Source organism: Mesorhizobium zhangyense, from assembly GCF_011045115.1.
Classification (GTDB): Bacteria; Pseudomonadota; Alphaproteobacteria; order Rhizobiales; family Rhizobiaceae; genus Mesorhizobium_M; species Mesorhizobium_M zhangyense.
The window spans coordinates 58,007-81,700 of the sequence record NZ_JAAKZG010000011.1; the positions used below are offsets into that span (position 1 = coordinate 58,007).

17 protein-coding genes are annotated in these 23,694 nt (G+C 63.8%); 4 read left to right on the plus strand and 13 right to left on the minus strand.

Annotation, left to right across the window (positions count from 1 at the left end):
- Window positions 1-12 precede the first annotated feature (12 nt).
- The 4 genes from trpB (at window position 13) to G6N74_RS22125 (ending at window position 4,433) form a co-directional block, all read left to right on the plus strand.
- Window positions 13-1,233 carry a tryptophan synthase subunit beta gene (gene trpB / locus G6N74_RS22110; RefSeq protein WP_165120176.1) on the plus strand — a complete coding sequence of 407 codons (1,221 nt, stop codon included), beginning with the start codon at window positions 13-15 and terminating at the stop codon, window positions 1,231-1,233.
- Window positions 1,234-1,235: 2 nt separating this feature from the next.
- Window positions 1,236-2,075, plus strand: a complete 840-nt coding sequence (gene trpA / locus G6N74_RS22115) for a tryptophan synthase subunit alpha (protein WP_165120177.1) — start codon at window positions 1,236-1,238, stop codon at window positions 2,073-2,075.
- A 36-nt stretch (window positions 2,076-2,111) separates the two neighbouring features.
- Window positions 2,112-3,038 carry an acetyl-CoA carboxylase, carboxyltransferase subunit beta gene (gene accD / locus G6N74_RS22120; RefSeq protein WP_165120178.1) on the plus strand — a complete coding sequence of 309 codons (927 nt, stop codon included), beginning with the start codon at window positions 2,112-2,114 and terminating at the stop codon, window positions 3,036-3,038.
- Between the two features lie 63 nt (window positions 3,039-3,101).
- A complete protein-coding gene (locus tag G6N74_RS22125) occupies window positions 3,102-4,433 on the plus strand; it encodes a bifunctional folylpolyglutamate synthase/dihydrofolate synthase (protein WP_165120179.1) in 1,332 nt (443 codons plus the stop codon).
- Between the two features lie 1,153 nt (window positions 4,434-5,586).
- On the opposite strand, the gene G6N74_RS22130 is transcribed toward G6N74_RS22125, so the two are convergent.
- The 13 genes from G6N74_RS22130 to G6N74_RS22190 form a co-directional block, all read right to left on the minus strand.
- Window positions 5,587-5,868 (minus strand): cupin domain-containing protein, encoded by a 282-nt coding sequence (locus tag G6N74_RS22130; protein WP_165120180.1) that lies wholly within the window; start codon window positions 5,866-5,868, stop codon window positions 5,587-5,589.
- Between the two features lie 137 nt (window positions 5,869-6,005).
- A complete protein-coding gene (gene trxA / locus G6N74_RS22135; RefSeq protein ID WP_091915651.1) occupies window positions 6,006-6,329 on the minus strand; it encodes a thioredoxin in 324 nt (107 codons plus the stop codon).
- A 74-nt stretch (window positions 6,330-6,403) separates the two neighbouring features.
- The gene (gene addA, locus G6N74_RS22140; RefSeq protein ID WP_165120181.1) at window positions 6,404-9,928 is read right to left on the minus strand and encodes a double-strand break repair helicase AddA; all 3,525 of its coding nucleotides are present in this window, start codon (window positions 9,926-9,928) and stop codon (window positions 6,404-6,406) included.
- Window positions 9,925-13,056 (minus strand): double-strand break repair protein AddB, encoded by a 3,132-nt coding sequence (gene addB / locus G6N74_RS22145; protein WP_165120182.1) that lies wholly within the window; start codon window positions 13,054-13,056, stop codon window positions 9,925-9,927. Before addB ends, addA begins: the two co-directional genes overlap by 4 nt.
- Window positions 13,053-13,757, minus strand: a complete 705-nt coding sequence (locus tag G6N74_RS22150; protein WP_165120278.1) for a nucleotidyltransferase family protein — start codon at window positions 13,755-13,757, stop codon at window positions 13,053-13,055. The genes addB and G6N74_RS22150 overlap by 4 nt, the downstream gene beginning before the upstream one ends.
- A gap of 17 nt (window positions 13,758-13,774) precedes the next feature.
- Entirely contained in the window at window positions 13,775-15,280 is a 1,506-nt protein-coding gene (gene tsaE / locus G6N74_RS22155) for a tRNA (adenosine(37)-N6)-threonylcarbamoyltransferase complex ATPase subunit type 1 TsaE (RefSeq protein ID WP_376767739.1), read from the minus strand.
- Between the two features lie 8 nt (window positions 15,281-15,288).
- A complete protein-coding gene (locus G6N74_RS22160; RefSeq protein ID WP_165120183.1) occupies window positions 15,289-17,856 on the minus strand; it encodes a sensor histidine kinase in 2,568 nt (855 codons plus the stop codon).
- Window positions 17,857-18,056: 200 nt separating this feature from the next.
- Window positions 18,057-19,457, minus strand: coding sequence for an adenosylhomocysteinase (gene ahcY, locus G6N74_RS22165; protein ID WP_165120184.1), 1,401 nt, complete (start codon window positions 19,455-19,457; stop codon window positions 18,057-18,059).
- Window positions 19,458-19,609: 152 nt separating this feature from the next.
- Window positions 19,610-19,912: an HPr family phosphocarrier protein gene (locus G6N74_RS22170; RefSeq protein ID WP_091915661.1), complete on the minus strand. Its 303-nt coding sequence runs from the start codon at window positions 19,910-19,912 to the stop codon at window positions 19,610-19,612.
- Window positions 19,909-20,310, minus strand: a complete 402-nt coding sequence (locus tag G6N74_RS22175; protein WP_091915663.1) for a PTS sugar transporter subunit IIA — start codon at window positions 20,308-20,310, stop codon at window positions 19,909-19,911. Before G6N74_RS22175 ends, G6N74_RS22170 begins: the two co-directional genes overlap by 4 nt.
- A 172-nt stretch (window positions 20,311-20,482) precedes the next feature.
- A complete protein-coding gene (locus tag G6N74_RS22180; RefSeq protein ID WP_165120185.1) occupies window positions 20,483-20,929 on the minus strand; it encodes an HPr kinase/phosphorylase in 447 nt (148 codons plus the stop codon).
- Between the two features lie 2 nt (window positions 20,930-20,931).
- Window positions 20,932-22,716: a sensor histidine kinase gene (locus G6N74_RS22185; RefSeq protein WP_165120186.1), complete on the minus strand. Its 1,785-nt coding sequence runs from the start codon at window positions 22,714-22,716 to the stop codon at window positions 20,932-20,934.
- 129 nt (window positions 22,717-22,845) lie between these two features.
- Entirely contained in the window at window positions 22,846-23,547 is a 702-nt protein-coding gene (locus G6N74_RS22190) for a response regulator transcription factor (RefSeq protein ID WP_091915669.1), read from the minus strand.
- Between the last annotated feature and the right edge of the window lie 147 nt (window positions 23,548-23,694).

A 23,694-nucleotide genomic window follows, 5' to 3' on the forward strand; every position in this document is an offset into this window, starting at 1 on the left:
CAGGATAGTGCAATGAACAAGCCGGCAGAGCCCAATTCCTTCCGTACCGGACCCGACGAACAGGGCATGTTCGGCATTTTCGGTGGCCGTTTCGTTGCCGAGACGCTGATGCCACTCATCCTCGACCTGGAGCGCCATTGGAACGAGGCCAAGAACGATCCGGCCTTCAAGGCCGAGCTTGAGAATCTCTCGACCCATTATGCCGGGCGGCCATCAAAGCTCTATTTTGCCGAAGGCCTTACAAAACATCTCGGCGGCGCGAAAATCTATTTCAAGCGCGAAGACCTGAACCACACCGGCAGCCACAAGATCAACAACTGCCTCGGCCAGATCCTGCTTGCCAAGCGCATGGGCAAGACACGCATCATCGCCGAAACCGGTGCCGGCCAGCATGGCGTCGCCTCGGCGACCGTGGCCGCACGCTTCGGCTTTCCCTGCATTGTCTATATGGGCGCCACCGACGTCGAGCGCCAAAGCCCCAACGTCTTCCGCATGAAGCTGCTCGGCGCCGAAGTGCGGCCCGTCAGCGCCGGCCATGGCACGCTGAAGGACGCCATGAACGAGGCGCTGCGCGACTGGGTCACCAATGTCCACGACACCTATTACCTGATCGGCACGGCTGCCGGCCCGCATCCCTATCCGGAACTGGTGCGCGACTTCCAGTCGGTGATCGGCATCGAGGCCCGTGCCCAGATCCTCGAACAGGAAGGGCGCCTGCCCGACGTGATCGTCGCTGCCGTCGGCGGCGGCTCGAATGCAATCGGCCTGTTCCACCCGTTCCTCGACGACCGCAACGTCAAGATCGTCGGCATCGAAGCCGGTGGCCGCGGCCTGGACGGCATAGAGCATTGCGCCTCGATGAATGCCGGCAAGCCGGGCGTGCTGCACGGCAATCGCACCTATCTGCTGCAGAACGACGACGGCCAGATACTCGACGGCCATTCGATCTCTGCCGGCCTCGACTATCCCGGCGTCGGGCCGGAGCATAGCTGGCTGCGCGACAGCGGGCGCGTCGAATACGTACCGATCCTCGACAACGAGGCGCTGGACGCCTTCCAGCTCACCACGCGCGTCGAAGGCATCATCCCGGCACTGGAATCGGCGCATGCGATCGCCCATGCGGTGAAGGTCGCGCCGACGATGGGCAAGGACCAGATCATGATCGTCAACCTTTCGGGCCGTGGCGACAAGGACGTCCACACCGTCGCCAAGATGCTGGGAATGGAGATCTGACCATGAGCACCCGCATCGAACGCCGCTTCGCAAAGCTCAAGGCCGAAGGCCGTCCCGCACTCGTCACCTATTTCATGGGTGGAGACCCGGACTACGAAACGTCGCTCTCGATCATGAAGGCGCTGCCCAAGGCCGGCAGCGACGTGATCGAGCTTGGCATGCCGTTTTCCGACCCGATGGCCGATGGCCCGGCGATCCAGGCCGCCGGCCTGCGCGCGCTGAAGGCCGGCCAGACGCTGAACAAGACGCTGCAGATGGCGCGCGAGTTTCGCGCCACCGACAATGAAACGCCGATCGTGCTGATGGGCTATTACAATCCCATCTACATCCACGGCGTCGACCGTTTCCTCCCTGAGGCCATCGATGCCGGCATTGACGGGCTGATCGTGGTCGACCTGCCGCCGGAAATGGATGAAGAGCTTTGCGTGCCGGCGCTCAAGGCCGGCATCAACTTCATTCGGCTGGCGACGCCCACCACCGACGACAAGCGCCTGCCCAAGGTTTTGGAAAATACTTCGGGCTTCGTCTACTATGTGTCGATGACCGGCATCACCGGTTCGGCGCTGGCCGACACGAGCAAAGTCGCCGAGGCAGTCACCCGCATCAAGGGCCATACCAGCCTGCCGGTGTGCGTCGGCTTCGGCGTGAAGACCGCCGAGCAGGCACGGGTCATCGGCGCGTCGGCCGATGGCGTCGTGGTCGGCACCGCGATCGTCAATGCAGTCGCCAACGTCATCGGCCCCAAGGGCGAGATGACGGCCAATCCGGCCGAGGCGGTTGCCACGCTGGTAAATGGCCTAGCGCAAGGCGTTCGTTCCGCCCGCCTTGCTGCTGCCCAATAAAGTACCCATGTCTTTGACATCACAGGAATGGATGCCATGAACTGGATCACCAATTACGTCCGCCCGAAGATCAACTCGATGCTTGGCCGGCGCGAAATGCCGGAAAACCTCTGGATCAAGGATCCGGAGAGCGGCGAGATGGTCTTTCACAAGGATCTCGAGAGCAACCAGTTCGTCATCCCGTCTTCCGGTCATCACATGAAGATTTCGGCGCGCGAGCGGCTGAAGTTCTTCTTCGACAATGGCGCGTTCGAGACGCTCGAAAACCCGAAGGTCGCGACCGACCCGCTGAAATTCCGCGACGAGAAGCGTTACGTCGACCGTCTCAAGGACGCCAAGGCCAAGACCGGCATGGAAGACGCGATCCTGAATGCGCTCGGCACGATCGAGGGACTGCCGGTGGTCGCCACCGTGCAGGATTTTGCCTTCATGGGCGGCTCGCTCGGCATGGCCGCAGGCGATGCGATCATCCATGCCTTCGAGACGGCGGTCGAAAAGCGCCGCCCGATGATCCTGTTTGCTGCCTCCGGCGGCGCGCGCATGCAGGAAGGCATCCTGTCGCTGATGCAACTGCCGCGCACCACCGTCGCGCTCGACCGCCTCAAGGAAGCCGGCCTGCCCTATATCGTCGTCCTGACCAATCCGACGACCGGTGGCGTGACTGCCTCCTATGCGATGCTGGGCGATGTCCACATTGCCGAGCCGGGCGCGCTGATCGGCTTTGCCGGGCCGCGCGTCATCGAGCAGACCATCCGCGAGAAGCTGCCGGACGGCTTCCAGCGCGCCGAATATCTGATGGATCACGGTATGGTCGACATGGTCGTCTCGCGGCTGGAACTGAAATCGACCATCGCCCGCCTGCTTAAAATCCTGATGAAGACGCCGGAGGCTTCCAGGCCGGAAAAGTCGGAAATCGTGCCGGCACCCGTCGTCGTGACGACTGAGGCGCGTCCTCAGGCCTGATACGGTCGCCGGCGGGGGTTCACAAAATTCCCGCCCACGACTTCTGCTCCCGGAGGAGCCTTCATGTCCATTCTGCTCGCCGATCGCGAAATCGAGCGCCTGATGACGCTGCACCCGAAAGGTTTCGACCTTTCGCTGGACCGGGTCTCGCGCCTGCTCGGCCGTCTCGGCAATCCGCAGGACAGACTGCCGCCGGTGATCCATATCGCCGGCACCAACGGCAAGGGCTCGGCTGCCGCCTTTTCACGCGCGCTGCTCGAGGCGGCGGGCTATCGCGTCCACGTCCACACCTCGCCGCATCTGGTTCACTGGCATGAGCGCTACCGGTTGGCGGCAGACGGCGGCGGCAAATTCGTCTCCGACGACGTGCTGGCCGACACGATCACACGTGTTGCCGAGGCCAATCGCGGCGAGACCATTACCGTCTTCGAGATCCTGACGGCGGTCACCTTCCTTCTGTTCGCCGAACACCCGGCCGATGCCGCGATCATCGAAGTCGGGCTCGGCGGGCGCTTCGACGCAACCAACGTCATCCGCAAGCCGGCGGTCTCCCTCATAATGCCGGTGTCGCTCGATCACGAAGCCTATCTCGGCGACCGCGTCGAGCTCATCGCGGCCGAAAAGGCCGGCATCATCAAGCCGGGCTGCCCGGTCGTCGTCGGTGCGCAGGAGAACGGTACCGCGCAGGACGTGATCGTGGAGACGGCGGACCGTCTCGGCAGCCCGGTGCAGGTCTACGGCCAGGAGTTCCTTGCCGCCGAAGAGCATGGCCGCCTGATCTACCAGGACCAGACCGGCCTCATGGATCTTTCGCCGCCGCGCCTGCCGGGGCGGCATCAATACGCCAATGCGGCTGCAGCAATTGCAGCAGTCAAGACGGCCGGTTTCGAGATCAGCGAAGCAGCGGCGAACAAGGCGATGACTACCGTGTCCTGGCCCGGCCGCATGCAACGCCTGACGCAGGGCGCTCTTGTCGACCTGGCGCCACCCGGTGCCGATATCTGGCTCGACGGCGGCCACAATCCCGGCGCGGGCGTCGTCATCGCCGAAGCGCTGGCCGAGCAGGAAGAAAAGCTCGCGCGGCCGCTGTTCCTCATCTGCGGCATGATCAACACCAAGGACCAGACCGGCTATTTCCGCGCCTTCCACGGCATCGCCCGCCATGTCTACACGGTGCCGGTGAGTTTGAGCGAAGCCGGCGTACCGAATGGCGAACTCGCCGCGCGCGCCAACGAGGCCGGACTTTCAGCCGAGCCGGTCAGCTCCGTTGCCAACGCGCTGATGCTGCTGCGCGACACCTGGGGCGAAAAGGAAGCGCCACCGCGCATCCTGATCGGCGGCTCGCTTTATCTGGCGGGGGCGGTTCTTGCCGAAAACGGCACGCCGCCGGTGTAAGCGCCTGCGTTTCCCTCCCACTTGAGGGGAGGGTGGCGGCAAAGCCGCCGGGTGGGGTCGCTGCGGCAGTGCTCGACATTCTTTGCGCCGAGCGCGGCATGAACCGACCCCCTCTGGCGCTTCGCGCCCCGGCCCTACGCTAGGCTCCGGGCGTTCGTCACTCGAAAAGCCAAATCGTTGGCTTTTCGTTCGCTTCGCGAATCGCTCCTCATCCCCTCAAGGGGGGAGAGAACGCTGGCGCGCTTCAGCACCGTCCTCCCTCATCCTGAGGTGCGAGCGTAGCGAGCCTCGAAGGACGCACCTATTCATCGCCACGCCTGCTTTCGCATCTGGCCATTGTCAAAGAACTCCCTCTACGAGGGGTGGGAAGCGGGGCGCATGGCCGTGCCTTCCTAATGTAAATACGTGGCGCGACTTCCGCACCCCGCCGGCGATTTCTGTTCCCGTCCGTTCCGCTGCGCCCTGCCTTCATTCATTTGCGAATGAAGGCAAAGCCTATGTGCTCGTCCAGCACGCGCGGGCCATAATACCCGCAGGAGAACCCTTGGACGGAACCTCCCCGGATGATGAGCCACGTTAGCCCATCACCGGAAGCGCCGGTTCCTCCCCACAGATCACCGTCGCGACCGGTGTTCCCGTGGGAGGAACTGAGACCAAGGTAAGTGAGTTGGAAAGGAGGGGGATAAATCGGGCGTGAGAAAGTTCGTGGCGTAAGCCAAAACAACGGCTTGGGTGGAAATCGGCTGAAAATCTTTCCACACCTTCGCAAGCCTTCGGTAGCTCTGCACCGCTGCGGCCTTCACGGATGTTCCGGCATGGATCCCCGGGTTCCTACACCTCACTTCGTTCGGCTCCGGCCCCGAGGATGACGAACTTGCAGGTTAGGCCTTCGCTAATCGTCAACGCTGGCTCCACAGTCACATCTGTAGCTTTGAAACAACATTTGCGATTAGCGGTGGCGCTCCTCCCCTCGTCATTCTCGACCTCGTGAGCGAGGAACGAGCGGAGAGTGTCGGGAATCCATGCCTCGGCATCGACGGCACGAGAGACCGTGCAGGATGCGGTTCGCGTGAAGCACACGATGCCGGAAAGTTGGGCCGAAGGTCCGATCCAGTTTCAGGAGCCAACAGACGGGAGATCACCAGTCTGACGCCTACTTCAGCTCGATCTCAATGAAGGCGTATTCGCCGTCATTGGCGTTGATGACGTCGTGTTCGACGCCTTCGGAGCGGAAATAGGGGACGCCCTGCTTCATCTCGGCGAAAGACTCACCGTCCTTGGTGAGCAGTTTCACCTTGCCGTCCATCAGAGGCACGACGACGTAGTCGTGGCCATGGCGGTGCCAGCCCGTATTGGCGCCCGGCGCAAAACGCCATTCGGTGACGATGACGCGTTCATTGTCGACGAAGACGGTTGGTTTGGCCGATCCCGACATTTTTTCTGCTCCTCTGTTCACCTGAAGCGATGAAGGAATGAAAAAAGCCACGCGAGAAGAGCCAGCTGGAAAATTCCGCCAGCCAACAAAAAGCCCGGCACGATGGCCGGGCTTTTGAATTTTCGTATTTCGGACGATCAGGCGACGTTGCCGCCGATCCAGTGCGAAAGTGCCGTCTTGGGCAGCGCGCCGACCTTGATGTCGGCCACTTCACCGCCCTTGAAGATCATCAGGGTCGGGATGGAGCGCACGCCGAACTGGGCAGCGATTTCCGGATTCTCGTCGATATTGAGCTTGGTGATCTTCACCTTGCCGGCCAATTCGGTCGAAATTTCCTCGAGCGACGGGCCGATCATCTTGCAGGGGCCGCACCATTCCGCCCAGAAATCGACGACGACGGGACCCGAAGCGTCCAGCACGTCAGACTGAAAATTGCTCTTGTCGACCTTGACTGTGGCCATGATGAAATCCTTTCCGGGTTCGATGTCGCGCTATATGTGGTGTCGGCCTTGCAGGCGTTCAAGCAGACCTTGTGTCACGCCTGTGTGAGTCGGACAAGGGCATCGTCCATCGCGGTTTCGGGAATCCGCATCAGGCCAGGCAGCTCCGTAAACAGCAGTGCCGCTGAAACCTTGTGGCGCGGATAAAGCGGCTGGAGCAGCGCCCGGTAGAGCGCGAGCTGCGTGACATAGGACAGCGGAACATCGCCAAACGCGGCGGGGGCCGGCCGGTTGGTCTTGTAGTCGACGATGAAGACCTCGTCGGCGGTGACCGCCAGGCGGTCGATCTTGCCCGAGACCGAGCGCGGCTTGCCGCGGACCGTGACGCTGCCCATGATCGACACTTCCGCGCGTGAGCCTGCCCCGAACAGGGGCGCGAAATCCGGCGATGCCAGGATATCCTCGACCGAGGCGAGTGCCGCGTGGCGCTCCTGCTCGGGCCAGCCTGCGGCGATGCGCTCGAGATAGCGCGATGCAGCAGGCTTCCTTTCCGCTTCGGCAACATCCGGCAGCATCTGGAGCAGCTTGTGCAGCGCCAGACCACGGGCAATGGCGAAACCCGGTTCGATCTCGGGATCGAGCACCGGCGAACGGTCCGACACGACCGGCTCCTTCGTTTCCTCGATCAGCGCCGAAGCGCCTGACGGCGACAAGGGCCGTGGCAGGCGTTCCACCGGCGGCAGCGGCTTCAGCAGATGCGGCGGCATCGGCGAGGATGACGGCACCGGCGTCTCTAGCGTCTCGGCGGCGGCCTGCGCGGTTGTGAACGGCGTCACGCGAAAACGGTGGACCATATCGTCGGCCACCGGGTGCCTGCGTTCCTCGCTGTGCTCGATGCCGACCAGCGCCCTGGTGACCAGCGCGTGCCATGTCGCGGCGTTCTGCGCGCGCTTGCCGTGATAGCCACAGACGATCAGGCGGTCCTCGGCGCGCGTCATTCCGACGTAGAGCAGCCGGCGATATTCGTCGTCGGCGCGCTCCTTCGCCTCGCCGCCCGCCGCTTGCGAAAACAGGTTGGCGACATCGCTGCCCGAGCGCCACAGGAACGCTTTGACATGCCGCAATTCCTCGCCCTTTGGCTGGAACGGCATCAGCCGGGGCAAATGCTGGTCGCTGAAGGGAGCGGCACCGCCATCGACGAGGAACACCACCGGCGCCTCAAGCCCCTTGGCGGCGTGGACGGTCATGATGCGGACCTCGTCGCGCGTCTGGTCCATCTCGCGCTTGATCTCGGGACCAGCACTTTCGAGCGTCGCGAGGAAGGATTCGAGGCCGGGAAGGCCCGTGCGCTCCTCGGCGAGGCAGAAGTTCAGGAACTCATCTAAGATATCGCCGGCGTCCTGGCCGAGGCGGGCTACCATCTTCTTGCGCACGCCGTCGCGGCCGAGAATGCCGGAATAAAACTCGAACACCGGCTTGAAGGCCGATTGCGTCGACCATTCCGTCAGACGTTTTACGGTTTCGGCCAGCGGCGGAGAATTTTCGGCCTGCTGCCGGAGCGATGCGTATAGAGACCGCCCGCCGGCGCGGCCAGCGGCAAGATCGAAAAGCGTGTCTTCGCCGAGCTGGAAGATCGGGCTTTTCAGCACCGCTGCCAGCGACAGGTCATCCTCCGGCTGGATCATGAAACGGCCAAGCGCCATCAAGTCCTTGACCGCGATATGACCGGGCAGGCTCAGCCGATCGGCGCCGGCGACCGCGATGTTGCGGTTTTTCAGGCTGCGCGCCAGCGCATGGACGAAACGGTCGCGCTTGCGCACCAGCACGATGACATCGCCGGCGCTGAGTTTTTTTCCGGTGCCTTCGATTATCTCGCCCGAGCGAATCCAGTTCTGGATGGTAGCGGCGACGCTTTCGGCAACCCGCACCGCCGGGGCATGAGCGTGGTCGACGGCCTGCGTCCAGTCGTCCGGTTCCTCCGCTGCGTCGGCACCGACCGAAGGCCAGACCTCGACATAGCCCGGCGCCCCGGCGCGGATGGCATTGTGCTGGACCGGGCCCGGATCGAGCGTGATGCCGCGTTTCGCCTCGTCGCTGGCAAAGACCCTGTCGACGGCCTGCAGCACGTCGTCGGTGGAGCGGAATGACAGCGTCAGCTTGACCGGTTCGAAGCTGCGGTTGGCGGCGCGGATCTTCTGCGCGAATTCATGGCCGCTGCGGGCAAAGGATTCGGGCGCCGCGCCCTGAAACGAATAGATCGACTGCTTTTCGTCGCCGACGGCAAAGACGGTGCGGTGGACATTGTCGCGCGCACCGAAGCCGGCAAAGAATTCCTCGGCCAGCCGCTTCACCACCTCCCACTGGTCGGGGCTGGTGTCCTGCGCCTCGTCGAGCAGGATGTGGTCGATGCCCTTGTCGAGCTTGTATTGCACCCATGGGCCGGCATCCTGCCTGGCCAGCAGGCGCACGGTGCGGGTGATGAGATCATTGAAATCGAGAAAGCCGCGCCCGGTCTTCAGCCGCTCGTAGCGGGCGATCAGCCAGTCGGCGATGGTGAGTGCGGCGCGCGTGCCTTCCAGCATGCGGAAGGTGGCAAGGCGGTCGTACATTTCGATGATCGCGCCTGCTGCAGTCGCATAGCGCTCGGCCAAGTCCGGCATGCGATCGTGAAGGGCCTTCTTGAACGTCTTGACCGGGTCGTAGGGATCGCCATCCGACTTCAAAAAACCTTTCGCCAGCAGTTTCAGCCGGGCGACCGGGTCGGGTTGGGCAAAAGCCAGGATCACATCCGGAATGATGCTGTCGAGCGCGCGGCGGGCATCGACGGCGGCGGCCTGATTGGCGAACTCGGTAAAATAATCGGCTGAAAAGCCCGGCAGCGGCCAGATCGAGGCGGCGATGTCTTCCGCCGTGTCCTCCGGGGAGAAGCCGAATTCGGCAAACAGCATGGCATAGGGCACGGTGTCGTGTGCGGCGGCATCAATGAAGTCGCGCAAACCGTCGCGCTTGCGCACGATTTCGCCGAGCAGCGCGTCGAGCCCGGCCTCGCCACCGCGCTCCAGCACCATGGCGAAGGCTTCGCCGAGTTCGGGATTGTCGGATGCGACCGCGCCCGTCACCATTTCGCGCCGTGCGGTGGCAAACAGCGTTTCTTCCATCAGCGGGTCGAGCATCTGGAAGTGTGCTGCGATGTTGGCTTCCAGCGGAAACTGATGCAGCACGGATTCGCAGAAGGCGTGGATGGTCTGGATCTTCAGGCCGCCCGGCGTTTCCAGCGCCTGCGCGAAAAGCCGCCGCGCCCGGCGTAGCTTTTCGGCATTGGGCGCCTTGCCGTCGATCTTCTCGATCTCGGCGCGCAAAGCCTCGTCGCCGAGCATGGTCCATTTCGACAGATTGCCGAAGACGCGGTTCGACATGTTGGCGGCGGCGGCGCGCGTATAGGTCAGGCAGAGGATTTTGGATGGGTCGGTGCCTTCCAGCAGAAGGCGGATGACGCGCTGCGACAGCACATGCGTCTTGCCCGAGCCGGCATTGGCCGACACCCAGGCGGAATTCTGCGGGTCGGAGGCGCGCGCCTGCCGCTCGGAGGTCTCAGTGGGAACGGGATAGATTTTTTTCATGCGTCGCCGCCGCCATCGTCGGCGCTGTCACCGCCGGCGGACCATTCGAGGACGCGGGCGAGATGGTCGTAGTCGCCGTCCGTCTCGCCTTCGCGGAACGGCAGCGCGCGCGACAGATATCCCGTTTCGAGCCGGCCATAATGCTTGAGCAGTTCCTCGAGCCGGTGCCAGGCTTCCTCGGAAAGATCGCCGGCAGTGCGTGGCTTGCGGTTGTATTCGAGGATCGATTCCTCGAATACTTCGCCGTTGGGTTTGAAGCGGACGAAGGCCAGTTGCGAAGGCTCCAGCCTGCCGAGTTCGCGGAAGGCACCGCGCCTCAACAGCGCGCCTTCCAACGCCAATTGGGGCGCCAGAAGAGTATGGGCCTGCGCTTTGGAAGGCGACGAGCCAGTCTTGTAGTCGAGAATATCGGCCATGCCCGCCGGCAGCACATCGACGCGGTCGGCATAACCCGAGAGCGTCACCGCGGAAGCGCCGACGGCGGTCTTTTCGGCGCGCTCCTCGGCGTGGCGGGTGTTTACCGAGGGTGCGCGCGTGCGCTCCCATGCGATGATGTTTTCGGCCAGCTTTTCGAAGCGCGGCCACCAGATCGCGTGAACGTCGGCCGGCAAGGCGGCTTCCGTGAAACAGGTGCGGCCGGCGTCGAGCAGGACATCGAGCGCCGAGGCATCGCGCGGATCGACGCCCGAGGCGGAAAAGCGATGCATGATGGCATGGAACAGCGTGCCGCGCTCCGCCGCTCCGGGATCGCGCACCAGCGGATCGAGCGGCATGAGGCCGAGGATGCGGCGGGCGTAGACCGCATAGGGATCGCGGCGCAGCGTCTCGATCTCGGTGACGGAGAAATGGTGCGGCCGCGCCTCGAGCGGCGGCTTGGGCTGCGGGCGCTCGGCAAAGGGAATTTGCGGCCCGCCATCCAGCGCCCGCGCCCAGCCGAGCAGTTCGTTGCCGCGGGCGCGCATGGCTTGCGCCTGCTCAACCCCGGCAAAGGTCAGGATGCGTTGGAGCCAGCGCGAAGGCACTGCCGGCGCGTCGCCCGAACGCGCCGAACGGGCGAGGATGACCTTGCCGGCACCCATCGCCATTTCGAAATCATGCGCCGACTGGCCGATCCGGCGCTCCGGCGGCTCCAGATCGATGCCGGTCTTCATGATGCGCGACATGAAACGGTCGGCCTGGGCCTTGCGCGGCCACACACCTTCATTGAGGCCGCCGACCACCAGCGTGTCGACGGACAGGAGGCGGGCTTCCAGCGCGCCCCAGATCGAGACGCGGCTGTCGCTGCCATAGGCCGGCTTGACGACTTCCGGCGCGACCAGCGCTTCCATGATGTCGGGCCATTCCTCAGCCGGGAAGGAGAAGGGCGCGCTCGCCGCCACGAGCCCGCGCAGGAGTTCGGCCAGCTCTTCACCGGCGTCGCCGGCATAAAGCTCGGTGAGGCTGCCATCCGCGCTTCGCCCGAGTGCTTCCATCGCCGTGACCGTCACGTGGATGATGGCGGCAAGTTCCACTGTCTGGTCGTTGCGGAAGGCAACCAGAGGCGCCAGCGCATCGTGAAGGCGCGCGAGCATCGCCCGCGCTTCATCGATGGGCCTGGCCGTCATGCGCGAAAACCAGAAAGGCTTGCGGCTCTCGCCGGCCAGCGCTTCGAGCCGCTTTTCGAAAAGCGCGCCGAGGCTGGCAATATCCGGCCGCCCTGTGCCGCCGCGTAGCGCCACCAGTTCGATCGTCTCCGCTGCATGGCGCACCACAGCTCGCTCGAGCCCTAGCGCAAGCAAGGGGTGCTTGAGCAGCGACAGGACCGCGACCGGATCGCCGGGATTGAACGCCGCTTGCAACACCAGCCGCAGGAAAGCGCCGGGCGGCGTGTTGGAAAGCGGCGTGCCGCCGGAATCGTCGGCCTGAATACCGAAACGCAGCAGCTCGGCCGAGACGCGGCGCGCAAGGTTGCGGTCGCCCGTTACCAAGGCGGCGGTGCTGTTAGCCGTATCGATCGCGCGGCGCAATGCAATGGCGATCGCGACGGTTTCGTCGCGCTCGCCGGCGGCTTCCAGCAGCGTCACATCGGCAAATGCACCGGCCAGCTCCGAGTCGGATATTTTTTGCCGATGGTCTGCCCAATCGTCGGTGGTCTCGGCGGGCAGCAGGGCTTGGCCTACGAACGCAGCGCGCTGCGCAAGGTCAGGGCCGACGGCGCCGACCTCGTCGACATCGGCGCGCAGGACGCCGAGTTTCCGCAACAGCTTGGCCAGGCCGTATTGCGGGTGACCGAGCACGGAAGGCTGCGGCGCGTCGCCCGCAATCACCGACCAGGAGCGCTCATCCATGCGCTTGTCGAGACCCGGCAGGACAACCGCTCCCCGCGGCAGGCGGGCGATGGCCGACAGGAGTTCGGCGGTTGCCGGAATGGAACCGGTAGAGCCGGCGGCGATGATCGGCCCCTGTGGCGGATCGAGCCTCAGCCGCTCTGCCTCGAGCCGGATGAGCGCGCTGCGATGGGCGGCGGGGTTCGACAGGTCGCGCTCCGCAAGCACTGCCGGCCAGCTGGTCATGACGATTTCGAGGAAATCCAGCGTCACCTGCCACCAGTTGGCGAGGTCGCCGGAAACCAGATCGCGCAGCCGCGACCACTCGGAGCCCTCGGTTTCGATCTCGTCCATCAGGCCGGCCAGATCGCGCGCCAGCCAGACGGCGTCCGCTGACGAGGCGGGAACGACGATCTCCTCCTCGAACAGGCTGGCGACGTGAGCCGGCAGGCGACGCTTCCAGCTTCGGACCAGCGGTGCAAGCAGGAGCAGGCGATCGATCGACGCGATCGGCGGCGCCAGATCGAGGCTGGCAGAGCCTTCCGGATTGAACAGTGCCTCGTCCTCGTCGAATTCGCCAAGCGGGCGAATGGTCGGCAGGATGGCCGCGCGGCCGCCCGAGCTGTCGACGAAAACGCCGCGCAGTTCGCGCGCGGCACGCCGGGTCGGCACGTAGATCGTGACATCGGCAAGCGCCAGCGGGTCGCCGTCGAAACGAAAATCGGGGATCAGCCGGCCGGCAAGCAGTTCGTCAGCGAGCGTCGGCAGAAAGGCGGCACCGGGCGGGATCGACAGGACCCGCGGCGTCGAGCGTGCACTCATGCGTCCTGCGCCAGCGCGGCGGCAACCACCGCTTCAGCCGGTGCGATGGCATCCGGCGTGCCGACCGTAATCCACTGGCCTTCCATCTTCATGCCGAACAGGCGGCCATCCGCGATGGCGCGATCGAAATAGAGGTTGAGCGAATGCGGCGTCGGCGCAGCACCCTCGAAAATGCGCGGATGCACGATGGCCGCACCGGCATAGATCAGGCCGGTCGGGTCGCCGGCCGCGCGCGCCAACGTACCGTCGGGCGCGACAAGGAAATCCGTGCTTTCGCTGTGTCCGGTGGCTGAGTCGAGATCGGCTAGCATCAGGAGAATATCCATTCTCGATGCGTCCCAGGCAAGGGCAAGCCGTTTCAGGTTGGGCTCGTTCCGATCGATCCAGAAGGTGTCGGCGTTCAGGATGTAGAAGGGTTTTTGGCCGAGCTGCGGCAGTGCCTTGACGATGCCGCCGGCCGAGTTGAGCAGGCTTTCGCTTTCATCAGAGATGACAATTGCCGGCTGCTTGCGGCCCGCGACATGGGCGACGATCTGCTCGGGTAGATAGTGGACATTGACCACCGCCCTGGTCACGCCGGCGGCTGCAAGGCTGTCGAGGCCCCAGTCGAGCAGCGTCTTTCCGGCGATGCGAACCAGCGGCTTGGGCATCGTTTCGGTGATCGGCAGCATGCGCTTGCCGAGGCCGGCGGCCAGCACCATGGCAATTTTCGGAGCGGTCAAATCGATGCGTCCTCAGTGAGGCCGTGACGGTGATAGAAATCGCGCAGTTCGGCAAGTGCCGGATGCGCAAGCGCGCGGCGCAGATAGTCGCGGATGCGCGGCAGATGCTTCAGATAGTCCGGCTTGCCGTCGCGGCGATCGAGGCGGACGAAGATGCCGAGGATTTTTGAATTCCGCTGCGCGGCCATGATCGCATAGGCTTCCGTAAAAGCATCGGCGTCGAAACCGCCTGCCTTCGAGCGCGCAGCGATATAGGCTTCGAGCGTGCTTGCTTCGATATCGACCGGCACCGTTACGCGGGCATCCATGGCAAGCGAGGCAACGTCATAGGCGGCGGGACCGATCAGTGCATCCTGGAAATCGATTATGCCGAGCCGGTCATGGCCGGTTCGGTCGCCGCGCCAGATGATGTTGGGCGAATGGAAATCGCGCAGCATCAGTGTCTTTTCCGCCTTGTCGATGCGACCGAACAGATCGTTCCAGACCTGCCGGAAACCGGCGCGGAGCGCATCGTCAGGCTGCCTGCCGGCAACCGCAGCAAAGTACCAGTCGAGCAGGAGTTCGACCTCGATCATCATTGCGTCGCGGTCGAAGGGCGGTACAGTATGCACGACGCCAGGTTCGACGTCGATGTGATCGGGCCAGCTCTTGCCGTGCATCATGGCGAGCAGTTCGGCGGCGGCGGCATAGCGCCCGGCCACCGGCTTGCCCGCTTCCAGAAAACCTTCCGCGCCGAGATGTTCGATCAGCAGGAAACCGGCTTCGAGGTCCTGCGCGTGGATGTTTGGAACGGTGACATCGCCATCCCGCAAGGCGCGGTCAATAGCGACGAAGGCCGAGACCGACTGCGCCGTGTGGGCGATTACCGCATAGGGTTTTCCGTCGCGAACCGGCGGCCCCAGCACCAACCGGGGCGAGTTCATCAGCACGCGCGGCGGCTCGTCGCCAAGCGCCACGATTTCGTAGGAGCGCGCGGAGGCGTCGCCGACGAAATGGCTGCGGTGAGCCTCGCCCCAACCGGCGGCGCGTAAAAATTCGCGCGTGGCAAAGGAGCGGCCGATGCGCTCGCCGAGCGGGCCCGATGCTGAAATCCTGACCAAGCGTCCTTCGCCTTGCTCGACCAGTTCGATCCGGGCGGCAGCAGGCGGCAATCTGTCTCCGGCCTTTTCGGGCCATTCGACCAATGCCGCGCCCTGTTCCAGCGCATCTTCAAAGCCGAGCTCGTCCAGCTCGTCGGCGGATGACAGTCGATAGAGGTCGAAATGGTGGATCGGCACGCGCGTGTCGTAGGACTGAACGAGCGTGAAGGTCGGGCTCGGCACTTCCAGCTCGGCGTCACCCGCGAGAGCGCGGATCAGGCTGCGCGCCAGCGTGGTCTTGCCTGCCCCGAGGTCGCCGTGCAGCGCAAGGACATCGCCCTTGCGCAGCGTCAGCGCCAGGTCTTCGCCCAACCGGACGGTCGCCTGCTCGTCCGGCAGAAAACGCTCGAACTCCATGGCCATGGAGACCGCTACTCCGCCGCTTCGCGGACGCCGGTGGGCGTGGTCGGGAACAGGCAGATCACCGTGGTGCCGCGATCCTTGCCAGTGTCGATCCTGACCGTGCCGCCATGAAGCTCGACGAAGCTTTTGACGATGGAAAGGCCAAGCCCGGCACCACGCCGCCGGCCGCCGTTCACCCGGGGCTCGAAGCGCCGGAACACAGTATCCAGAATCTCCGGCGCCATGCCGGGACCATCATCGTGCACGGCAAACTCGACGCCGTTCGCCGCCTGCCGGCAGGACAGCGAGATGGTGCTTGCCTCGGGCGCATAGTTGGCAGCGTTGCTGAGCAGGTTGTAGAGGATCTGGCGAATGCGGGTCTCGTCGCCATGAAAGCTTTTCGGCGCCTGCGCGGCGTCGATCTTCAGCTTGATCGCATGTTCATCCAAACGCTCGGCGACCAGCTCGGCGGCTGCTGCAATGGTCTGGTCGACGCGCACTTCGGCGATCTCGAGCTCCATGATGCCGGCGTCGACGGTGGCAAGGTCGAGAATGTCGTTGACGATGGTCAGAAGCACCGACGAGGACGAGCCGATATGGCCGAGATATTCGCGCTGGCGCGGAGCCAGCGGGCCGGTGGCCGGCAGGGACAGCAATTCGGCAAAACCGATGATGTTGGTCAGCGGTGAGCGCAGTTCGTAGGAAACATGCTGGACGAAATCGTTCTTGAGCTGGTCGGCTTTTTCCAGCGCCTCGTTCTTGTCCTTCAGCGCGCGCTCGACATTGACGCTGTCGGTGACGTCGACGAAGGTGATCATCACCTGCCCGTTCGGCAGATGGATGACTGCATAGCGCAGGACGGTGCCGTTCCTCAGTTCCGTCTGGCCGCTGCCGTCGCGGCGCTCGTCGTCGAAACCGGTGACGGCTGCGACGAAGGTCGGCCACGGACTGTTTTCCGCCAGCGCATCGCATTGCGCGCGGATCGCCGAGATATGGGTCTTCGCCTCGACGGTCTCGGCAGGCAGGCCCCAGAGGTTGACGAAAGCCGGGTTGGACAGGCGTATACGGCCGTCGGGTCCGAACACCGCAACGCCCTCGGCAAGGTTGTCGAGGGTTTCGCCCTGCACCCGTACGGCGGTGTGGTAGCGGCTTTCGAGGTCCATGCGCTCGGTCAGGTTCTCGAATACCCAGGTGACGCCGCCCTTGGGTTGCGGATTGGCGATGACGCGGATGGTGCGGGAGTCCGGCAGATGCCACCAGTGTTCCTGCGAATCGACAGAACGGTAGGCGCCGAGCAGGTTTTCCTTCCAGCGCCGCCATTCCGGCTGCTCGGCGATCTTGCCGTCGCTGCGCAGCCTGTCGAGCAGCAGGGCATTGTCGGGCGCGCTTTCGAGGAACGCAACGTCCAGATCCCAGAGCTTCTGGAAGGCCTGGTTGAAGAAGCGTAGCTTTTCCTGCGGGTCGAAGATCGCCACAGCCGTGGTGAGCTGGTCGAGCGTGTCGGCATGGCTGCGAACCGTTCGCTCATATTCCTCGCGGATGGTCTCGACACCGCTCATGTCGAGCGCGATGCCGGCAGAACCGTCGCCGCCGGCAAAGTCGGTCACCGAAAAGACCCGGCGGTCGCCCCTGACAACGGTCGAAAGCGTCTGTTCGAAAACCGGGTGGGCAAGATGCTGCTGCACGATCGATTCGCGCGCCGGCGTTCCCAGGAATTCCTTGCCTTCGCGCGTAGCTGCTTCGGCGTTCAACGCCTCGACCGCCTCCGCATAGGCGCGATTGACCCATTTCAGGCGACCGTCGGCGGCGCGTATCCAGAACGGCATCTTCAAGGCATCGATGAGACCGAGCATGTTGTCGTAGTCGGCAGCGAGGCGCTGGTTTTCCAGCTTCAGCCGTGCCTGGTTCCGCTGCGATTCAGAAAGCGCCACGAACCGGACCAGGAAATGCGACGGGCTCTTGCGGCCCTGGACCTCCAGCGGCGCGGAGGTCTGCGATTCGACGACGAGGTCGAAGGAAGTGCCCTTTTCGCGCAACGCGGCGACCGCGTGATCGAGAGCGGCGGCAGAACGCGGCATCAGCCAGCGGCCGAAGGCCAGGAACGCCGCGCGCTCTTCTGGCGCCCCGGCTTCCGCCGGCAATGAGCCGACCAGTTCGGGTTTCTGTTTCTCACTCGCCCACACCACGACGCGCTGGTCGCGCAGGTTGAGCAAGGCGTCGGAGCGCTGCAACGAGGCGTTCAGATCGGCGACGCGGGCGCGCAGGTCGACATTTTCCGCCGATATCCGGGCACGCTCGCGGATCAGGACGATGGCCGATACGAGGGCCGCACCCATGACGCCGGCAAAGACGGCAAGCTGCATGACTTCGACCGCGCTGACCGAAAGACCTGCCTTTCGCGCCACCACATCGGCTTGAGCCAGGGCAGCGTCGACCGAGGACAGTCCGAACACGGAAGTCGCAGCCAGAAGGCGACGGGCCACCGGCCACCGCCGGACGCCAGCTGGCCAGAGTCCTGCCACTGGAGCAGCCTTGCTCGAATCCTCGTGGCCGCCGGTAACGGCCTGTCCCGCGCGAAGCGGGTTATCCCCCGGCATGTCTTGTTCCTCTCCGCCGCCTGAATGCAAGACCGCCTTGATACTGCCCTCGGATCCCCGCCCCCGGGCCCCAAGACGTCGCGAATCACAACAACATACAAGCTGGGCGAATCGCCGTGAAGAAGCTGACGCGGCAAAAATAAAGCCGGGCGAAAAGTCAATCGCCCGGCTTCAACATCTAGTAGTTTGGTTAATTCAGATTAGTACCGGTAGTGTTCCGGCTTGAACGGACCTTGCTGGGTCACGCCGATATAGGCAGCCTGTTCGCCGCTAAGCTCGGTGAGTTTCGCGCCAAGCTTGTCGAGATGCAGGCGCGCTACCTTTTCATCGAGATGCTTGGGCAGCACATAGACCTGGTTCTGGTAGGTGCCGGGCTTCGTCCAGAGCTCGATCTGGGCGAGAACCTGGTTGGTGAAGGACGCCGACATGACGAAGCTCGGATGGCCTGTCGCGTTGCCGAGGTTGAGCAAGCGGCCTTCCGACAGCAGGATCATGCGCTTGCCATCCGGGAAGGAGATCATGTCGACCTGCGGCTTGACGTTGGTCCACTTCAGATTGCGCAGTGCCGCGACCTGAATCTCGTTGTCGAAGTGACCGATATTGCCGACGATGACCATATCCTTCATCGCCCGCATATGGTCGAGCGTGATGACGTCCTTGTTGCCGGTGGTGGTGATGACGATGTCGGCGGTGGGAGCCGCATCTTCAAGCGTGACGACTTCGAAGCCGTCCATGGCCGCCTGAAGAGCGCAGATCGGATCGACTTCCGTGACCTTGACGCGGGCGCCGGCGCCGCTGAGCGATGCGGCAGAACCCTTGCCGACGTCGCCATAGCCGCAGACGACGGCGACCTTGCCGGCCATCATCACGTCGGTGCCGCGGCGGATGCCGTCGACCAGCGATTCCTTGCAGCCATATTTGTTGTCGAACTTCGACTTGGTGACGCTGTCATTGACGTTGATTGCCGGGAAGGGCAGCAGGCCCTTCTTCTGCAGCTGATAGAGCCGGTTGACGCCCGTGGTGGTCTCTTCGGTCACGCCGCGGATCGCTTCGCGCTGCTTGGTGAAGAAGCCGGGCGACTGCGCCATGCGCTTCTTGATCTGGGCGAACAGGATTTCTTCCTCTTCGCTGCCGGGGTTCGACAGGACATCCTCGCCTGCCTCGGCACGCGCGCCGATCAGGATGTACATGGTAGCGTCGCCGCCATCATCGAGGATCATGTTCGAGGTGCCGCCGTCGGCCCACTGGAAGATCTTGTCGGTGTACTGCCAGTATTCATCCAGCGTTTCGCCCTTGATGGCGAAAACCGGGATACCGGCCTCGGCGATAGCCGCGGCGGCGTGATCCTGCGTGGAGAAGATGTTGCAGGAAGCCCAGCGGATATCGGCGCCGAGCGCCTTCAGCGTCTCGATGAGGACCGCCGTCTGGATCGTCATGTGCAGCGAACCGGTGATGCGCGCGCCCTTCAGCGGCTGCTTTTCACCGAACTCCTCGCGGCAGGCCATCAGGCCCGGCATTTCGGTTTCGGCGATCTCGATTTCCTTGCGGCCCCAGCCGGCAAGCGAAAGGTCGGCGACGATGTAGTCTTTGCTACCAGACATGGCAGTGCTCCGATGAATAAGGTTTGCGGACGCGCCCAAAGCCATGTTCACAACGGGCGCAATTATGCCGCGTGACTAGCAGATCACGGTCAAATCGACAATGGGATATAAAGAAATCTTTATTCGTGCATGTCCTGCAACGAACGCCGCGTTCAGATTTCCTCGCCGAAACGGGCCGAGATCAGCGCTTCGAGCGCATCCATCACCTGCTGCGCCTCCGGGCCGCTGGCGGTGACGCGGATCGAGCAGCCGGGGCTGGCCGCGAGCATCATCAGGCCCATGATCGAAGTACCGCCGACGGAAGTGCCGTCCTTTTCGACGCGGACGTCGGCCTGAAAGCCGCCGGCGACCTGAACGAATTTCGCCGAAGCGCGGGCATGCAGGCCGCGCTGGTTGACGATCTGGAATTCCCTGCTGATCAGGCCATCCTTGGCAGAGAAGGGCAGGCTGCTCATTTGCTGCTCAACAACTGGCTGGCGACATTGATGTATTTGCGGCCGGCCATCTGCGCCTCATCGAGGGCGAGCGCCATGTTGTCGCCCTTGCGCACGCTGGTGAGCTTGATCAGCATCGGCAGGTTCATGCCGGCGATGATCTCGACGCGGCCGGATTCCATCACCGAAATGGCAAGGTTGGAAGGCGTTCCGCCAAACATGTCGGTCAGCACCACGACGCCGGAACCGGTGTCGGTCCGGGCGACGGCATCGACGATATCGCGGCGACGCTGCTCCATGTCGTCATCGGCTCCGATGGCAACCGTCTCGAAATGTTCCTGCGGTCCAACGACGTGCTCGACGGCGTTGCGGAACTCCTCGGCCAGTTGACCGTGCGTCACGAGCACGAGTCCGATCATTCTGCTTAGGCTCCCGTCATGGCCCGTTCACGAGCGCATTGTATTCTGGCCGGTAATCCGGACATGGCCGGACGGCGGAGCGCTATCTTGTCGACGCGGCGGGCGTTGACAAGTCCTAAAACGCTCGGAATTGGGCCATTTTGCCGCATCGCACCACGAACACTGCGTCAAGTCACAAAAAAGGCGGCAAGGAAAGCCGGGCGAAGAGCGCAAGAGCAGCACCAGCGGCGTTACGCTCGGCAAGCAGCAGGCAGGGCAGCCGGCAGCCGGCGATTTCCTCGAACCTGTCTTCCGGAAGACGCTCGGTCTCAGCAGGCGAAACGAGCCGGACCAAAAGATCGATGACAGCGCATTCCTCGAAGCCGATCGGCTTCGGTCCCAGCCCGAAAACCTCGACGAGCCCGCCGATCGTCGGCGGCGCCTTGCACACCACACGTCCGCCACGCGCCGAAATCAGCACCTGATCGTCGCCGACCAGCCGGGCCAATCGGCTGCTTGCCTGAAACTGCGCAATGAGGGTGAGTGCCAGCGTGCTCTTGCCCGAGCCTGACGCGCCCAGGATCAGAACGCCGCGATCGCCAAGGACAAGGGCCGTACCGTGCAGGTTGGTAGCGACCACGATCAGCCTTCGACCGGCAGTGTCATCACGAAGCGCGCGCCCATGGTGTCACCCGGCTTCGAGCCGGGAATGTTTTCCGCGCTCAACGTGCCGCCATGCGCCTCGACGATCTGGCGGCTGATCGACAGGCCGAGCCCGGAGTTCTGCCCAAAAGCCTCGCTCGAAGGACGGTCCGTATAGAACCGCTCGAAGATGCGGTCGATATTGTCGGCGCGTATGCCGGGACCGTTGTCGTCGATCGTGACGATGTTGAACTTGCCGGCTCGCTCCAGCGAGATGACGATCTGGCCGGTCTCTTCCGGAACGAAGGAACGGGCATTCTCGATCAGATTGGTGATGACCTGGCCGATGCGAAGGTCGTGGCCGAGCGTGAAATAACCTTTGACGCCCTGCGGCAGCTTCGCCGGCCTGAATTCTATGCCGACCTTGCGCTTGTGACGGCCGGCATCCTGGGAGACAGCGACGAGATCGGAAATGAACTTCTTCAGGTCGATCCTGGCTGAATCCTCGCGCACCAGTTCGGCGTCGAGACGCGAGGCATCCGAAATGTCGGTGATGAGCCGATCGAGACGCCGCACGTCATGCTGGATGACTTCCATGAGGCGGCCGCGCGAGGCCTCGTTCTTGGCCAGCGGCAGGGTTTCGACGGCGCTGCGCAGTGATGTCAGCGGGTTCTTCAGTTCATGCGACACGTCGGCGGCAAAGCTCTCGATCGCCTCGATGCGGGCGTAGAGCGCGTTGGTCATGTCGCGCACCGCAACGGAGAGATTGCCTATCTCGTCCTGGCGGTCGGAGAAATCAGGGATTTCCTCGCGATTCTTGACGCCGCGGCGCACACGCACGGCAGCCGCCGAAAGCCGGCGCAGCGGGTTGGCGATGGTCGAGGCAAGCAGCATCGAAAGGATCGCGGTCACCAGCGCAGCGATGCCAAACACGCGCAGGATGGCTTTGCGCTCGGCGGCAACGATCTTGTCGATGTCGCCGCCTTCGGTCGAAAGCATCAGGACGCCCATCACCGCGCGGAAGCGCTGGATGGGAACCGCGACCGAGACGATCTGCTCGCCCTGCTCGCTGACCCTGACGATCGTCGACGGGCTGCCGGTGAGCGCGCTCATGACCTCAGGGAAGGACGCACCATTGCCGCCGGGCTGTTCGCGATAGACCGGCAGGTCGCCATTGCGAAACAGGTCGAAGACGAACTTCTGCACGCGCTCGAGGAAATCCGGCTCCTCTTCCTGCACCGGCGGAAGGTCGTAGCGCAGGATCTGGCCGCGCGAATAGAGATGCCGGGAGTCGAGCAGGAGATTGGCATCGCGGTCGTAGATGCGCGCCCGCGTCCGCGTCGGTGAGATCAGCCGCCTGAGAACCGGCGCCACGCGCTCCGGGTTGATCGGAAAGTCCAAGCTGTCGAGCTGGTCCGATCCCGGCCCGAGGCTCTCGCCGGCCTGAAGCTCGAGCAGCTTTTCCGGGTCGATCCTGATCGTGTCCGTCTCGATCGTGGCGGAGGACGCGATCGCACCCGCAATGATCTCGCCCTGCGTCATCAGGCTCTCGACGCGCGCGTCGATCAGCCCGTCACGAAAGGTGTTGAGATACATGATGCCGATGACGAGGACCGCCAAACCGGCAAGATTGAGGAAAAGGATGCGGCGCGTAAGGCTGGAGAAAACATGATGGCCGAGAAAGCGGCGCAGCGGCACGGTCACACGCCGCAAGAGCGAAGACGCCATCTTGCCCGGCCCGCGTGAGGCCGTTGCCGGTTTCTTGAGTTCGACCTCAATGGCCATGCAGTCACAAATCCCAGATCATGGAGCCTCACCGGTTCTCACGAACCGGGACGGGGCGCTCCACACTGCGAGCCTGATCCGAACCCGGTTCCCGCCTTCCCGGATCATGGCCCGACGGTTCGCGGGCTGTTATGCCTCGCGGAACCGGTAGCCGACGCCGTACAAGGTTTCGATCATCTCGAAATCGTCATCGACAGCCTTGAACTTCTTGCGAAGGCGCTTGATGTGGCTATCGATCGTGCGGTCGTCAACATAAACCTGCTCATCATAAGCCGAATCCATCAAGGCATCACGGCTTTTCACCACGCCGGGGCGCTGGGCCAGCGAATGCAGGATGAGGAATTCGGTGACGGTGAGCGTGACCGGCTCACCCTTCCAGGTGCAGGTGTGGCGCTCCTGGTCCATGACGAGCTGGCCGCGCTCGAGCGAACGGGCCTGCTGGCTCGGCGTCTTGGCCGCCGCATCGCGGGCGCTGGCGCGACGCAGCACCGCCTTGACGCGCTCGACCAGCAGACGCTGCGAAAACGGTTTGCGGATAAAATCGTCGGCGCCCATTTTGAGGCCGAACAATTCGTCGATCTCGTCGTCCTTCGAGGTCAGGAAGATGACCGGAAGGTCGGTCTTCTGGCGCAACCGGCGCAGAAGCTCCATGCCATCCATGCGCGGCATCTTGATGTCGAGGATAGCGAGATTGGGTGGACGGGCGGCAAGCCCTTCAAGCGCGGATGCGCCATCGGTGTAGGTCTCGACGCGATATCCCTCGGATTCCAGCGCGATCGAAACGGAAGTCAGAATGTTGCGGTCGTCATCGACAAGCGCGATTGTTGCCATATCAAGCGGCTCCCTCATGTGCGGAGTGTCCCTTCTTGCGTCGGAAGGGGCTATTGGCGGACAAATTGGGTACAAAATGTGGCACCGCCGCCGCTCCTTGTCGCATGGACCCTGTCCGCATACTCCCTCTTGGCGACCCGGCATTCG

Excerpts from the sequence above, each read along its gene's own strand:
- trpB (WP_165120176.1), top strand. The coding sequence starts at position 13 with ATGAACAAGCCGGCAGAGCCCAATTCCTTCCGTACCGGACCCGACGAA.
- ahcY (WP_165120184.1), bottom strand. The coding sequence starts at position 19,457 with ATGTCTGGTAGCAAAGACTACATCGTCGCCGACCTTTCGCTTGCCGGC.
- accD (WP_165120178.1), top strand. The coding sequence starts at position 2,112 with ATGAACTGGATCACCAATTACGTCCGCCCGAAGATCAACTCGATGCTT.
- tsaE (WP_376767739.1), bottom strand. The coding sequence starts at position 15,280 with ATGGCCATGGAGTTCGAGCGTTTTCTGCCGGACGAGCAGGCGACCGTC.
- G6N74_RS22170 (WP_091915661.1), bottom strand. The coding sequence starts at position 19,912 with ATGAGCAGCCTGCCCTTCTCTGCCAAGGATGGCCTGATCAGCAGGGAA.
- addB (WP_165120182.1), bottom strand. The coding sequence starts at position 13,056 with ATGAGTGCACGCTCGACGCCGCGGGTCCTGTCGATCCCGCCCGGTGCC.
- G6N74_RS22125 (WP_165120179.1), top strand. The coding sequence starts at position 3,102 with ATGTCCATTCTGCTCGCCGATCGCGAAATCGAGCGCCTGATGACGCTG.
- trpA (WP_165120177.1), top strand. The coding sequence starts at position 1,236 with ATGAGCACCCGCATCGAACGCCGCTTCGCAAAGCTCAAGGCCGAAGGC.
- addA (WP_165120181.1), bottom strand. The coding sequence starts at position 9,928 with ATGAAAAAAATCTATCCCGTTCCCACTGAGACCTCCGAGCGGCAGGCG.
- G6N74_RS22160 (WP_165120183.1), bottom strand. The coding sequence starts at position 17,856 with ATGCCGGGGGATAACCCGCTTCGCGCGGGACAGGCCGTTACCGGCGGC.
- G6N74_RS22150 (WP_165120278.1), bottom strand. The coding sequence starts at position 13,757 with ATGGTGCTGGCCGCCGGCCTCGGCAAGCGCATGCTGCCGATCACCGAA.
- G6N74_RS22190 (WP_091915669.1), bottom strand. The coding sequence starts at position 23,547 with ATGGCAACAATCGCGCTTGTCGATGACGACCGCAACATTCTGACTTCC.
- G6N74_RS22175 (WP_091915663.1), bottom strand. The coding sequence starts at position 20,310 with ATGATCGGACTCGTGCTCGTGACGCACGGTCAACTGGCCGAGGAGTTC.
- trxA (WP_091915651.1), bottom strand. The coding sequence starts at position 6,329 with ATGGCCACAGTCAAGGTCGACAAGAGCAATTTTCAGTCTGACGTGCTG.
- G6N74_RS22185 (WP_165120186.1), bottom strand. The coding sequence starts at position 22,716 with ATGGCCATTGAGGTCGAACTCAAGAAACCGGCAACGGCCTCACGCGGG.
- G6N74_RS22130 (WP_165120180.1), bottom strand. The coding sequence starts at position 5,868 with ATGTCGGGATCGGCCAAACCAACCGTCTTCGTCGACAATGAACGCGTC.